This window comes from Kribbella sandramycini, assembly GCF_013131805.1.
GTDB lineage: Bacteria > Actinomycetota > Actinomycetes > Propionibacteriales > Kribbellaceae > Kribbella > Kribbella sandramycini.
The window spans coordinates 473,155-486,202 of the sequence record NZ_JABJRC010000002.1 but is presented as its reverse complement, the minus strand read 5'-3'; the positions used below and the strand labels follow the sequence as shown (position 1 = coordinate 486,202).

Here is a 13,048-nt window from a genome sequence, read left to right as displayed (position 1 = left end):
TGTGGTTAAGGTGCGTGTTCGGCCTCGGACACAGAAGACCCAGGCTCCGAAAGCGCACAGACGCTTTCGGAGCCTTTCTGGGTACCCACCAAACACCCACCGCCGCGCTGAGCAGTCTGTGTCCTTTGCCGCATGGACACGACCACGACGTTGCTGGACATGAGCCTCGTAGTGCGACCAACACAAAGCTCACCGATTCGTCGGCGGGTGCACCACGTCGGCCGTCACGAGCACCGGCGAAGCCTGAGGGCGCCGGCTCAGTTGGTGCCGGTGACTACCAGCATCTCGCAGGGTCCGGAGAATCCGTCTGGGTCTTCGAACTGGGTTAGTTGCTCGGTGATCTCTTGCCAGGCCGCCGCCTTGGCGTTGTCGTCCAGGCGGGACAGCATCTGGTGTAGGGCGCCGAACGAGTCGCGTTCGAAGCGGACGCAGTCCGCGGCGCTGCTCAGGCGGACTGGCGACGGAACGGCCGTCACTGTGATTTCGCGGAAACCCGCTGCTGCGAAGGCCTGCTCGGCGACGCCGGGGGCGCCGAGGCTGAATGGGCCGGGCTGGCCTGGTAGCGGAGGCGGCAGCTCCGCGCGGCGGCGGATGATGCCGACTGGGATGGCGAAGAAGCCGTTGCGCTCCGGGGTCGAGTAGACGACCGCGGAGAACTTTCCGCCGGGCCGCAGCGCGCGGCGGATTCCCGCCAGGGCCGCTTGCTGGTCGGGGAAGTAGATCAGGCCGACTCGCGAGATCGCCGCGTCGTACCCGCCCTCGGGGAGCTCGGACAGGTTCTCGCCGTCGGCCTCCAAAGTGTCGACGGTCTCGATCCCGGCGTCGGTCGCGGCGCGGGCGGCGTACCGGAGGATGGCGGGCGAGATGTCGGTGGCCAGCACCTTGCCGCCGGGCCCGGCGAGCCGGGCGGCCGCGAGAGTCTGTCCGCCGGCCCCGGCGGCGACGTCGAGGACGCGGTCGTCCTTGCCGATGCCGGCCGCCTGCAGCATGGCGCCGGTGGCGTCGCCCAGCCAGTCCTCGATGGTGGGGCCCCAGCGGTGCCACGCCTCCGCGGCCTCCTCCCATTGGGCGCGGGTGGTCTGCTTGAACACGATCGGATCGAACGTGGCGGTCATGAGTTTCCCCTCGGTGCTGTGATGAGGGTTCCAGCGCACCATCGGCGGAGAGTACGAAACCAGTACAAGTTCTGGACCTTGCTGGTACAAATCCTGGACCGGGCGCACACTGAGGGCGTGCGAGACTACGGCCAGTACTGCCCCGTGGCGCTGGCCAGCGAGGTGCTGGCCGATCGGTGGACGCCGCTGATCGTGCGCGAGCTGGTCCTGGGTAGCCGGCGGTTCAATGACATCGACCGCGGGTTGCCGGGGATCTCCCGCACGCTGCTCAAACAGCGCCTGCAGCACCTGGAACGCAAAGGCGTGCTGGAGCGCGTCCCGCTCGCGCATGGCCACGAGTACCAGCTCACACCGGCCGGTCGGGATCTCGAGGGCGTCATCATGGCGATCGGCGAGTGGGCGGTGCGCTGGATGTTCTCCGAGCCACAACCGCGCGAGGTCGACCCGATCACGCTGACCTGGTGGATGTCGCGGCGAATCGACCACGACGAGCTCCCCGCCCAGCGGGTCACCGTCGAGTTCGACTACCGGGGCGACGATCCGACCCGGATCTGGCTGGTCCTGGACCGGGACGAGGCGTCGGTCTGCACGACGCATCCCGGCTTCGACTGCGACGTCGTGGTCACCACCCAGCCGGTCGACCTCATGCGCGTCTTCTCCGGCATCACCACCCTCGACCAGGCCCGCCGCGACGGCGCCGTCGTCCTAGCCGGTGCGCCCCGGCTGCTCCGGATGCTGCCCGGATGGTTCCTCTGGAGCCCATTCGTCCCAGCCGTCCAAGAACGGCTGACCCCCGAAACCAGGTGAGGCCAACACCCGCTGCCTTCAGGAATGCTTCTCGATGATCCGTCGTGCGACACGACGCAGCAGTGAGTCCGGATGCTCCTTTGCCACCGCCTCGAGCAGGCTGCGGTCCGCCGGCTCCCATCGCTTCCCAATGACAGGTACTGCGTCGTACAGGCGCGAGTCGGCCCAGCGCTCCAGGTCGTTGGCGATGATCTCGCGGCAGAAGCTCGCCACACGGGGATCCTTGATCTTGGCCAGGGAGTCGAACCAGTAGCTCAGGAAGTTCTCTCCGCCGTCCCAGTTGTCGACGAGGCTCAACTCGTTGCAGAACTCCAGGAGCATGTCGAGGTCGCCGGCCTTGACTCCCCACCGGTAGGCCTGGGAGACACCTCGCAGTACCTCGCGCTGGTCCATCCCGCGGTCCCCAGCAACCCAGCGCTCGACGGTCAACCGCCCAATCCTGGTCAGCAGCGCGTGGACCTTGACCAGGTGGTATGACCCTTGGAGCGCCTCGACCAGAACGTCGAGCACAGCAGGGCTGGGCGCCGCGTCGACGATTGCGTGGCAGCGGGCGATCATGTCGACGTCAGGATCCAGCACCCCCTTCTCACCAAAGTGCTCACCTGGCTCGAGCTCGACGCCGAGCCACGCGGCGAGCCACGCCTCGGCCCTCAGATACTCAGGGTCAGGCGGACCTACGTACGCCTGGAACGCCCGCAGGTGACTCTCATCCATACCGCTCGACTGTGACATCGCCATCCCGCGCTGCTCGGATCCTGGTCAGGCCTCATCATTGTGCCCAGCGCGGACTTCATCGAGCTCACCGGAGGCGGTCGCGCCTTGCTGAAGCCGGCGCTCGTGGATCCTGCCTTCGAGATCGGTCGCACCCAGTGGGACGACCGCATCGCGTTTCAGGCCGCAGCGGCGGTGTCGGCGTAGAGCTGGGCGCTGGAGATCTGCCCATCGGTGACCTCGAACAGCCACAAGTTCTGCAGGACCTTGGCCACTCCGGTCGCCTTCGGCACCGCGGTGTTCGTGAGCTGCACGACAAGGTGCCCGTCAGCCTCGATCACCTGGTCGACGTGAATCTCGAACGACTCCCAGACCGCGTCACCACCGGGCGGTCCGACGAACAGGCGCTCGAACGGCTCGATCCCCCGGAACTCCCCGCCGTACGGGAGTGAGATGGGCAGCCTCAGCACCAGGTCGTCGCGGAGCATCGGCCGGATCAGGTCACGATTGCGATGCTGGAAGAGCTCGGTCAGGGCGTGCGTCAGCTCGATGGCGCTGTACGGCGCCGCCCTGCCGGCCGCGAGCCCCTCAGCGGCCAGCACATCCGTCCCGATCACGCCGCCGGCGAAGGAGAAGTCCTCCGGCGTCGAGAGCGACATCATCACGAAGACATCCTCCGGCCGGACGCCCGGATCCTCGCCAAGCAGCCGGGTCAGCGCCGCGTAAAACCGGCGCTTGGCGCGGGCGCCGCGGTCAATGCCGTCCGTGATGCGGATGACGAGCCAGTCATCCGAGCGCGGCCCGCCCCGGAAGCTGCGGTCGAAGATCATCTCCCCCGGGTCGTACTGGTGGATGAGCTGGAAGTTGTCGCCGGGCTTCATGTTCAGCTCGGCGACCAGCGCGTCATGCACCGCGCGGGAGACGGCCCGGAGGTACTCCGGCGACTTCCCGCGGGCGAGTGAGATATCGGCGAACGGCATCGAGGACCTCCTGGAGCGCCTGCTAATATGTATGTCATCATACTTTGCAATTCCAGGAGCTCACGATGGCGCAGCGAACGGACGCGCGGCGGAACATGGTGCAGGCGGCCAACCAGCTGATCCGCGAGCGCGGCTACCACGCGACCGCCTTCTCCGATGTCCTCAAGCTCAGCGGGGCCCCGCGCGGCTCGGTCTACTTCCACTTCCCCGGCGGCAAGACCCAGCTGGCGGCCGAGGCGGCCGAGGCGCACGCCCACGAGCAGATCCAGCTCATCGACCGCGTCGCCCAAGAAGCCACGTCAGCCGTCGACCTGGTCGAGCGGTACGTCGATCTCGGCCGCGAAGGCATGGCAGGCAGCGATTACGCCCGCGGTTGCGGCATCGCTCCGCTGGTCACCGAGGACGCCGGTCGCGACTCGCCCGACCTCCGCGAAACCAGCCGGCGCACCTTCACCGAGATGATCGACCGCCTGACCTTCCACCTCGTGACCTTCGGCCTCAACCGCCCCGACGCCCACTCCCTCGCCAACGCGGTGATCGCCGGCATCGAAGGCGCGATGGTCACCTCCCGCGCCCTGCACAGCACCGCCCCGTACGATGCCCTACGCACCGCCCTGAGCAGCCACGCAACCCGACTGAGCCGCGGGCCGAAACCCACCCTCCCCGCGATCCCAAGGTATGATGTTGATCATATAGTGGTCGCCGGCGGCGCGGGCGTTCAGTGACGTTCTTCGAGGCCAATCGCGTCGTGCAGCTTCTGGACGGCTTCTTCGAGGGCCGGGTCGTGGCGGGCTTGGGAAGTCATCAGGGCGCCCAGTGCTTCGGCGATCACGTTCAGCTTCTCCTGGGCGGCCTCCTCGGATCGCCGGGAAGCATTCTCCAGAAGCACCAGCAGCAGCAGCGTCACCACGCTGGCAACGGTGTGGATCGCGACCTGCCACGATTTCAGATCGGTCCACAGCGGCAGGCTGATCAGCCAAGCGATCACGATTCCCGTGCACAAGAAGAAGAACGGAGCCTGACTGACCCGCAGATAGGCACTTTGAACGAAGCGGTCGAACAACGACCGCCCGTCTCCCGTCTCGCGGGACGCCGCCGCCTCTGTTCGCTCCATGACCTCCGCCAAGCTCCCTCGAAACTCCGGGCTCACATTATCCCCGCCCAGGTCAGCACTCCGGCGAGGACAGCGCCTCGATGCGCTTGCGCATCCGGCGGGGGCGGAGCAAGACCGCGACGAAAAGCAGAGCGCCGAGCAAGGGAACGGCAATCTCTCGCCATCCCACGGGATCTGTCAGCTGCAGCGCCAAGTTCAGAAACTGTATCGCGAGCATCGCCACACTCGGCACTCGGAACCACCGAGCCCCAAAGACGTCGAGGTCGACGTGGCCGAGGAGTTCGCCGAGGTCAGCTGGTTGCCGGCGCCGTCGTAGGTGAACAGCCGGTTGTTGCCCTGGGAGTCCTTGCCGCCCGACGGGAGGTACTTCGAGGCGCCGGTGTTCGCGTACGCCGCCGTCGACTTCGCACCCATCGCCGACGTGACGTCGGTCAGCGACTCACCGCCATTCACCGCCGGATTGTGCCCGAATGTCGGCACCCCGCCGACGCCGTTGGTCGAGGTCGCGGTGTCGTTGAACGGGGTGCAGGTCTTCGACCGGACCCGGTTCAACGGGTCGACGACCTTCGTGACCAGCTCCTGCGCGTTCAACGTGTAATAGGTTTGAGGACCGTCCGCCGGGTTGGGCGCCGTGTCATTCGGTGCATTGGACGTACTGGAACGCGGTCTGCTGGTCTTGACCATCGCGACCTTGAACCCCGCAGGCGGCGTGTACGTCGTTGCCGTGGCCGGCTGGAACAGGCCCTCGCGACCTTCCGGTGCCAGGTAGAGCACCGAGTTGTCGCTGTTCGCGATCAACCTCGTGTCCTGACCGACCCGCATCGCCCACCCCGCACCGGCCGAACCCGACGGCAACGCCGCCCCGGAGTCCTGACCGAAATCCACCTGCAGGAACGTGCAACGCCCCGACCGGTCGGGAGCTTCGGCTGCTACGTCGAGGGAGGTGCGTGGCGGCGGGAGTGCAGGACTGTTGTCAGGAGGCGGATTGCGGCGAGCGCCGCACACAGGAGCACGGCGAGGTAGACCAGGGCGGACAGGTCTGGGGCCCAGAGGCTGAGCTGGGTGAGGGTGACTCCGGCTAGGCCGGGCAGTACGCCGGCCAGTGCGTAGCTGAGCGCACCCAGAGTCAGCAAGGTCAGAGCGAGGCCGGCCCATCGGCGTCCGGGGCTGCGAGGCTTTGGCTGCCGGCGCAGGCGGAGTGTGGTGGCGACGACGAGTGCGAGCAGGGTTACGGCGAGCGCGCTGAGGGCCGCGAGTAGCGCCGGGTAGATCGGGTCGGTGCTGTTGCGTTCGGATTCGGCGGCTATCAGGAGCGCGGCTGTGCCCATCGCGGTGTCCATCAAGGCGGCGTCGTGGAACGGGCTGTACGCGTTCTGGAGTACGACGACTGCTTGATTTCGCTTGGGCAGCAGCACGATCGCGGCCTGGTATCCCGGTGCGGCGCCACCGTGCCACACCATCGGCTCGTCGGTGCCGGGGACCTTCGAGGTCCGCCAGCCCAAGGCGTAACCGTTGTCGTAGCCGACCGAGACCTTTGAGGTGTGGAGCAGACCGCGGTCCTTCGCGTCGAGCACGCGGCCGCCTGTCAGTTGCGTCCGCGCGTAGGCTGCGAGGTCTTCGACCGAGCCCACCAGATAGCCGGCGGGAACTGTCGCCGGATCGACGTGTGATTCGAACGCCCGCGTGCCGCCGAACACGAACCGGTGGCCGGCCGGAAGAACCTGGCCGGTCTTGCTCGCGTCGGCGAGCGGCCCGGTGATGCCTGCGGGCGTGAGGAGGCGCTCGGAGAGCACCTGGGCGAAAGGCTTTCCGGTCACCGACTCGACGACGGCGCCCAGCACGATGTAGTTCAGGCTGGAGTAGTTGTGTTTGCTGCCCGGCTCCGCGACCGGTTCGAGCCCGGCGATCTGCGGAAGCAGCGAAGCGATACTGCGGCCTGCGTCGTACCGGTCGGTGAGTGTCAGCCCCTCCGGTAACCCGCTGGTGTGCTCGAGAAGTTGACGCACGGTGATCCGATTGGTTGTCGCGAACGACGGCACCAGCCTCCCGACCGGATCATCCAGCCTCAGCAGACCATCGCGGGCAAGCAGCACCACCAGAGTCGCCGTCACCGGCTTCGACACAGAGCCCCACAGGAACGGCGTCCGCGGATCAACGGCCCGGCCGTCGCCGTCCACCCCGAAAGCACCCTGATGCTCCGCCCCGCCGCCGACCACTGCGTAAGCCACCCCCGGCACTCCCGCCGCACGACTCTGCCGCTGCACGAACTCGTCCACCGCACCCATGTCGGACCGCTCACCAGCCAGCGCAGGCCCAGCCGCAAGCAGACTCTGACCGAGTACCGCGCACAGCAGCACCGCCGGCAGTCCGCACCGCCGCATTCGTCCCGCAGCCATATCGCCAATCTCCTAACCAATTGGTCGCACTATCCCGAGGTCCTCGCGGCGCGCAGGAGCCCGGTGAGGAAGATCCACAAGTAGCTGGTTTCGGCGGCGAGCCGTTCGGTCGGACCGACAGGAGCACTCCCGGTCAAGGCCGCGATCAGACCCGCGAAACCGACCAGCGACACCACCGCCGCGGCAAGCGCCGCACGAGCAGCCCACGGAACGCTGCCGCGGAGCCCTCTCGCGTTGAGGAACAGCAACGCGATCGTCCCGACGAAGACCGGCACAGCCAGCAGCGAGTGCACCATCAGGTTGACGTCTCCGGGGACCAGGCAGGTCGCGACGCCGAAACCCGCCACGACCAGCCAGAGCGCGACGATCCAGCGCGCAGTGGTCGGACCCCCGTACAGCGGTCTGAGCAGGAGTCCACCGGCAGCGACCAGGAGCCAGACCACGATCCCGCCGAGGTTGAACCAGGCGTGCCGCGGCGAGCAGGAGGCGAGGACGCCGCTGGGGCGCTGCTCGACCGTGCACGTCGTCCAACCGAGATCGCTGACGGTGTGATGCAGGAACTCGTAAGGGACCGGCCAGGCACGGACGACGAACACCTGCAACCCGAAGTACAACAGCGGGGCCAAGACCCAACACACCCGCCCAATCATCAGCGGGTGACGTTTCGGCATCTTGCGGCCTCGTATCGGTCGGTCGGACAGCGGAAACAGGCTCAGCGGAAATCAGAGCTGTACAGGCCGCAACAAGTACCCACACTGAGGCCCGCTGATCGCTGAGACCGCCTGATGGCCGGAACCTGTCACCGGCAGTCGTGGCGGTGACAGGTTCCGGGCGGGTCAGGGCGTGCGGTCAGCTCAGGGGGTGGCGGTGGTCCAGCCGGTGGTTTTGGTGAGCTCGGCGAGGTATCTGGTTCCGGGTGGTAGGCCGGGCCAGGCGGTGCCGGGGCGGACGATGCGGGCCTCGTAGGCGAGTGGTTTTCCGGACTGTGGGTCGAAGATCAGGCGGGTCTCGTGGGCGCCGGCTGGTCCGTGGTCGGTGGTCAGGGCTACTGCTGTGCCAGGGCGGCCGAGTGCGTCGGAGGTCTTCGGCAGCAGTTGCACGCCTGGGATGCCGGCTAGTAGCTGGAAGGCGGCTGCGCGGACGGCGGGCGTGGTCGGCAAGCGGTTGATCAGGGCGGATGTCGTCTCGAACAGCGTGGCATTCGGGTCGCCGGGCGAGGGCTGGGACAGGGCGAGGAGCTTGGTTTTGAGCTCGGCAGGGTTGTCGGGTAGGCGGCCGAGTTCGGCGACGGAGAGGTTGGTGCTGCCGATTGCGAATGGCTTCGCGACTGTCTCGATCCGCTGCTTGTCGGGCGCGCCGGCCCGGCTCGTCACCTCTTTGGTCGTCCAGCAGGGCTTGGCAGCGCCCGGCTTCGGGCATGGGGCTCCGACCGCGACCCGCCAGCGGTCACCGCCGCCGGTCAGCGCGCGGGCGCCCTGGAACTGGCTGATCGACCAGCTGGCGCCGGCATCGTCGCGAGGAAGCCAGAGGTCGACGGTCCGGCGTTGCTCGATCAACGCCGGCCCGGCCGCTTCGCGTTCGACGCTGATGTCCAAGGAGCTGTGATGCCAATACCTGGCCGAGTTCGGCGCCGTCGTACCGGCCGCCGCGGCCGCCGCCTCGAAGAGCACCGACCGGACTGCGGCCGCTCGAGGACTGGCGGTGGGCGTCGTCGGGGTTGCTTCCAGGTTGCTCGAACCCGGGTTGTTCAGGAGCGGTATCGCAATGGCCGCCGCAACGGAGCAGGTCGCCAGCCCAGCCACGACGAACGCGACCGGGCGGACGGATCGCCTCCGTCGCGCACCGGTTCCGGCCGGTACGGCGAAGGCCCGGGCGAGGTCGCGGTCACGGCGATCGGCGTCCGGCGGTTGGGTGTAGTCGTCGGGTCTCGACTGCTCGACCAGCCTGTCGATCGGGTGCTTCACTTCGGCGTCCTTTCGGAGGCGACGACAGAGGTGTGGGTGCTTGCGCCGAGCAGCTTCGCCGCGAGGCGGCGCCGGGCCCGGTGCAGCCGGACGAAGAACGTGGCCCGGCTGCAGCCGAGAACCTGCGCCGCGTCCCGCGCCGACATCGCGTGCCACGCCGTCAGGATGAGCAGCTCCCGATCCTGATCGGCCAGTTCGGCGACGGCTCGCAGGACCTCGGACCGATCGACGACGCCGTCGGCAACATCGCCGGTGGTCGTCTCTGCCCAGTGCTGGAACTGCTCGACCGCCGCCTCGTAGCGGACGCTCGCCCGGTGGGAGTCCCGCAGGACGTTACGGGCCACTCCGAGCAGCCAGGGCAGCGGATCGTGCGGCAGATCGCCGAACCGCCGCCAGGCCACCACGAAGGTCTCGCTCGCCGCCTCCTCCGCGAGCTGCCGGCCCGCCCTGCTGATCAGGTAGGCCAGCACCTTCGGGTAGTGCGCGTCGTACAGCTCGGCGAACCGGAGCTCGTCGCCGGGATTCAACCACTCACTCCTTCGCTGGATCGGCACCGTCTCGTCGGGTAATGGTCGCTCGACGCCGGTTCTTACAGCGGTCGCGAGAACTGTCACGGCCGGACTCCGTACGAGCGGATGACGGTCTGGTCCACGGCGGTACCGTCCCCGGTGCGGGCGACCGCGTGCAGCGCGACGAACGTCGTACCGGCCGGTGGCGTGACCGTGGCCCACCAGTCGCTGCCGTCGCGCTGAACCCGCAGCGGCTGCCAGGTCGTCCCGTCGTCGAAGGAGACCCGGACCCGTAGCTCCCGGACGTCCGTAGCAGGCGAATCAGGCCCGTCGATCGTGCCTCGCAGGACGTGCGGACGGCCCGCCCGAACCCTGCTGTTGTCGTCGACCGGCGCGGTCGCCCGGACGGACAGCAGCGGCAGCAATTCGTCCTCTCGTTGCGGGTCGTAGCCGGACTCGAAGGTCCACGTGCAGTCGATCCGCGTCGCCAGCTCGGTATGCGCCGCCTGGCGGGTCGCCTCCGCCCGAAGCGTGTAGTGCGAACGCTCCGGGGGCACCTCGAAGCCGAGGAGACCGAGCCGGGGAGCAGTGATCGTCTGCTCGCCGTGGTTGCGGTCCAGGGTGAGCGAAGCCTGATCGAAGACCGGAACGGCATCGTCGAACGCGAGCGGATACCTCATCGTGGACGTCGCGCCGAGGACGTTCAGCAACAGCCCACGATCGACATGCGCGGCCCGCACGGTGGTCCGGACCGGAGCCGCGTTGAACTCCTCGGCGTACGTCCGGCCGGCCAGGTAGCGCTCGGCGTGAGTCTCGATTTCCGACTCCAGCCCGCCGTCCACGAACGTCTCGATACTGCTGGACCAGGTCACGCCCGGGACATCGGAGAAGAAGACCGTACGGCGTCCTGGCGCCTTCACCATGGTGTGCGAACTCGCACCCCAGGGGCTGATGGAGCTCCACATGGTGACGTACCGTCTCGCCTCCACTGGGTGTCCCTGCGCGACGTAACGGTCCTCGACCCGCGCCAACTGCCGGTCGCGAGCCTTGCGGGCCAGCGACTCCGGAATCCGGTGCTGATCGTTGAACGCGAGGAAGTAGGTCTTCCCGACGGCGTCCTGGCCCTCCAGGTAGCCGAACTCGAACGGCTGCCCCGTGACGGCAGCGGACGGTACGGCGAAGACCTTGGCCGCGGGGTCGTCCCAGAACGTGCCGAACTGGACCGATCCGCCCTGCAGCGAGCGAACCAGGTACAGCTCCCGCCAGGTCGTGGACGTCGCTCCCCCGTCGACCGCTGTCATCGAGACCGGCAGGCCCGGCCGGGCGTCGAGGGTCACCACTTCGTTGCTGCTGACATCGATCTTCGGCAGCGTGACGAGGGTTTCGTCGCCCACCCCGGTCGGCACGAACGAGCTGACCCAGTACTGACCGCGCCGGACCCGAAAAACATTGCCGTCCGCACCGGGCACGGACGGGATCATCAGCTCCGGTCCGGTCAGGCTGGAGACGCCGATGAAGTGCGGGATCACGGGTTCACCGTTCCGGTCGACGGCTCGAACGGTCAGGTCGTAGCTCTCCGGTTCGACTTCGAGACCGAGCGACGTCCGGACGCGATTCCCCGCACCGTCAGTGGCTTCGATCCAGCCGGACAGGTAGCCCGGCCCCGTCGACCGGTCCGGGTGCACGGTGACTACCAGGTCGGCTGCCCCTCCGGCCGGAACGGCGACCTTGGCCGCGCCCAGCTCAACCAGTCCGGCCGGGACGTTGCCACTGATCCGCGGCGTCAGCTCAACCGCGGTCGCGCTGTCGTTCCGGTAGCGAACCGTCCTGGTGACGGGCCGCTCGTGCGGCCAGCGGATGGTCCCGAAGTCGGCCGCCGACTCGGCGAACACCTGCTGGCTGATTGCCCGCTCGGCGTCCACCAGTCCGGTCCCCTGCTCGGCCAATGCCGTACCCTCGATCGGCTTGGTCGTGCTGCGCAAGGCGTTCTTCAGCTCGGCCGCCTTCCAGTGCGGGTACTTCTGGGCCAGCAAGGCGGCGACACCGGCCACGTGCGGTGCGGCCATCGAGGTCCCGGACATCCGGGCGTAGTCGTCACCGACCGGGTCCTCGTCTCCGGCCGGAGTGCCCTTCGCCCGGGCCGCGACGATGCCTGAGCCGGGCGCAACCACGTCCGGCTTGGCCGCGTGGTCGCCGATGCGCGGACCGCGGCTGGAGAAACCGCTCATCGCCCCCTGCTTCGTCACACTGCCAACCGTGAGGGCCGCGTCCGCCGACGCCGGGGTACCGATTGTTTCGCCTGCCGGGCCGAAGTTGCCGGCCGCGATCACGAACAGAGCGCCGTACTGGACCGTGAGCCGGTTGACCGCAGCAGACATCGGATCGGTGCCGTCGGTGGGTTCACCCCCGAGGCTCATGTTGACCACCCGCGCCCTGGCCGCCGCCCACTCCATCCCGGCGATGATCTGCGACTCGCTACCGCCGTCTGCTCCCAGTACCTTGCCGTTGAGCAGTTCGACCCCGGGAGCTACTCCGCGCAGCCGTCCGCTCGACGCGGCGCCGGAACCCGCGATGGTGCTCGCGACATGTGTGCCGTGTCCGACGTCGTCCTTGGCGTCCGGCTGGGTCCCGGTGAAGTCCTTGCTCTCGCGGACGGCGGACTTCAGGTCCGGGTGGGTCTGGTCGATGCCGGTGTCCAGTACGGCGACCGTGACACGTTCACCGGTGTACCCGGCTCGCCACGCCGCCGGCGCGCCGGTCTGCGGTACCGACTCGTCCAGTGCCGTCCGCACCTTGCCGTCCAGCCAGACTTTGCGGACCGCGCCGGGGGCTGACAATGCCCGCCACGTCTGCCCTGCCTGGGACTTGGCCACCGTCATCGCGGCTGCTTGTAACGCCGGCAACTCCCGGCTCACTTGTGCCCCGAACGTCGCCTTCCGGCTCGCCTCAGCCTGCTGCACGATCAGCGGAACCTGCTTCGAGCCCTCGTCGCCGAACCCATCGGCCAGCAGCCGCTTGACCGCGAACAGCCGCCGATCGAGAACACCCTGCCCAACCAGTCGCTCCGCGTCGGCCGGCAGCACCAGCAACTCGTCCCCGCTGCCGACGGTCCGGATCGGAATGTGCCGGCGTCCCGGCCCGGGCTCGATCCGCACGCCGTTCTTCGCACCCGGGTGCGCCGTCAGCGTCACCTTGTCACCGGTGATCAGCGTGACTGCTCCGGATCCTTGCGGAACGTCGAACAATCCGCCTGATTCAGCGGCATCGACCGGCTGACCGCGTAACCCGGTGAACGCCACTCCTGCGATCAGAACGGTCGCCACGAGCAGGCGCGCCGTACGACGGCGTCTCGGCTGTCCCATCATCACCTTCTCCTCACGGGCGCTGGTAGCGCACCTATCGGGGAATGGCGTGGAAAACGGGATTCTTACCACCTAGGGTCGAATCCAGCC

Annotated in this window: 12 protein-coding genes; 2 read left to right on the top strand and 10 right to left on the bottom strand. The window is 68.2% G+C overall.

The window, feature by feature from the left end; translation table 11 throughout:
- Nucleotides 1-257: 257 nt before the first annotated feature.
- A complete protein-coding gene (locus HPO96_RS09740; RefSeq protein ID WP_171673023.1) occupies nt 258-1,115 on the bottom strand; it encodes a class I SAM-dependent methyltransferase in 858 nt (285 codons plus the stop codon).
- Nucleotides 1,116-1,232: 117 nt separating this feature from the next.
- Between HPO96_RS09740 and HPO96_RS09735 the strand changes: the two genes are divergently transcribed.
- On the top strand, nt 1,233-1,922 hold the full coding sequence (locus tag HPO96_RS09735) for a winged helix-turn-helix transcriptional regulator (RefSeq protein WP_171673022.1): 690 nt from the start codon (nt 1,233-1,235) through the stop codon (nt 1,920-1,922).
- An 18-nt stretch (nt 1,923-1,940) separates the two neighbouring features.
- On the opposite strand, the gene HPO96_RS09730 is transcribed toward HPO96_RS09735, so the two are convergent.
- Nucleotides 1,941-2,636 carry a hypothetical protein gene (locus HPO96_RS09730; RefSeq protein WP_171673021.1) on the bottom strand — a complete coding sequence of 232 codons (696 nt, stop codon included), beginning with the start codon at nt 2,634-2,636 and terminating at the stop codon, nt 1,941-1,943.
- Between the two features lie 176 nt (nt 2,637-2,812).
- Nucleotides 2,813-3,613, bottom strand: a complete 801-nt coding sequence (locus HPO96_RS09725) for a tautomerase family protein (protein ID WP_171673020.1) — start codon at nt 3,611-3,613, stop codon at nt 2,813-2,815.
- 65 nt (nt 3,614-3,678) lie between these two features.
- Between HPO96_RS09725 and HPO96_RS09720 the strand changes: the two genes are divergently transcribed.
- Nucleotides 3,679-4,338, top strand: a complete 660-nt coding sequence (locus tag HPO96_RS09720) for a TetR/AcrR family transcriptional regulator (RefSeq protein WP_171673019.1) — start codon at nt 3,679-3,681, stop codon at nt 4,336-4,338.
- Here HPO96_RS09720 and HPO96_RS09715 read toward each other — a convergent pair.
- From HPO96_RS09715 to HPO96_RS09685, 7 genes are all read right to left on the bottom strand, one after another.
- Nucleotides 4,332-4,727 (bottom strand): low affinity iron permease family protein, encoded by a 396-nt coding sequence (locus HPO96_RS09715; protein ID WP_171673018.1) that lies wholly within the window; start codon nt 4,725-4,727, stop codon nt 4,332-4,334. The genes HPO96_RS09720 and HPO96_RS09715 overlap by 7 nt on opposite strands.
- 195 nt (nt 4,728-4,922) lie before the next feature.
- Entirely contained in the window at nt 4,923-5,612 is a 690-nt protein-coding gene (locus HPO96_RS09710; protein ID WP_171673017.1) for a hypothetical protein, read from the bottom strand.
- A gap of 44 nt (nt 5,613-5,656) precedes the next feature.
- Nucleotides 5,657-7,123 carry a serine hydrolase domain-containing protein gene (locus tag HPO96_RS09705; protein ID WP_171673016.1) on the bottom strand — a complete coding sequence of 489 codons (1,467 nt, stop codon included), beginning with the start codon at nt 7,121-7,123 and terminating at the stop codon, nt 5,657-5,659.
- Between the two features lie 29 nt (nt 7,124-7,152).
- Nucleotides 7,153-7,761 (bottom strand): DUF998 domain-containing protein, encoded by a 609-nt coding sequence (locus HPO96_RS09700; protein WP_171673015.1) that lies wholly within the window; start codon nt 7,759-7,761, stop codon nt 7,153-7,155.
- Between the two features lie 216 nt (nt 7,762-7,977).
- On the bottom strand, nt 7,978-9,087 hold the full coding sequence (locus HPO96_RS09695) for a CU044_5270 family protein (protein WP_171673014.1): 1,110 nt from the start codon (nt 9,085-9,087) through the stop codon (nt 7,978-7,980).
- The gene (locus tag HPO96_RS09690) at nt 9,084-9,701 is read right to left on the bottom strand and encodes a sigma-70 family RNA polymerase sigma factor (protein WP_202885779.1); all 618 of its coding nucleotides are present in this window, start codon (nt 9,699-9,701) and stop codon (nt 9,084-9,086) included. Before HPO96_RS09690 ends, HPO96_RS09695 begins: the two co-directional genes overlap by 4 nt.
- The gene (locus HPO96_RS09685) at nt 9,698-12,961 is read right to left on the bottom strand and encodes a S8 family peptidase (protein WP_171673013.1); all 3,264 of its coding nucleotides are present in this window, start codon (nt 12,959-12,961) and stop codon (nt 9,698-9,700) included. Before HPO96_RS09685 ends, HPO96_RS09690 begins: the two co-directional genes overlap by 4 nt.
- Nucleotides 12,962-13,048: the final 87 nt, after the last annotated feature.

Coding starts and splice junctions, on each gene's coding strand:
- HPO96_RS09730 (WP_171673021.1), bottom strand. CDS start 2,636: ATGGATGAGAGTCACCTGCGGGCGTTCCAGGCGTACGTAGGTCCGCCT.
- HPO96_RS09740 (WP_171673023.1), bottom strand. CDS start 1,115: ATGACCGCCACGTTCGATCCGATCGTGTTCAAGCAGACCACCCGCGCC.
- HPO96_RS09725 (WP_171673020.1), bottom strand. CDS start 3,613: ATGCCGTTCGCCGATATCTCACTCGCCCGCGGGAAGTCGCCGGAGTAC.
- HPO96_RS09685 (WP_171673013.1), bottom strand. CDS start 12,961: ATGATGGGACAGCCGAGACGCCGTCGTACGGCGCGCCTGCTCGTGGCG.
- HPO96_RS09705 (WP_171673016.1), bottom strand. CDS start 7,123: ATGGCTGCGGGACGAATGCGGCGGTGCGGACTGCCGGCGGTGCTGCTG.
- HPO96_RS09720 (WP_171673019.1), top strand. CDS start 3,679: ATGGCGCAGCGAACGGACGCGCGGCGGAACATGGTGCAGGCGGCCAAC.
- HPO96_RS09715 (WP_171673018.1), bottom strand. CDS start 4,727: ATGGAGCGAACAGAGGCGGCGGCGTCCCGCGAGACGGGAGACGGGCGG.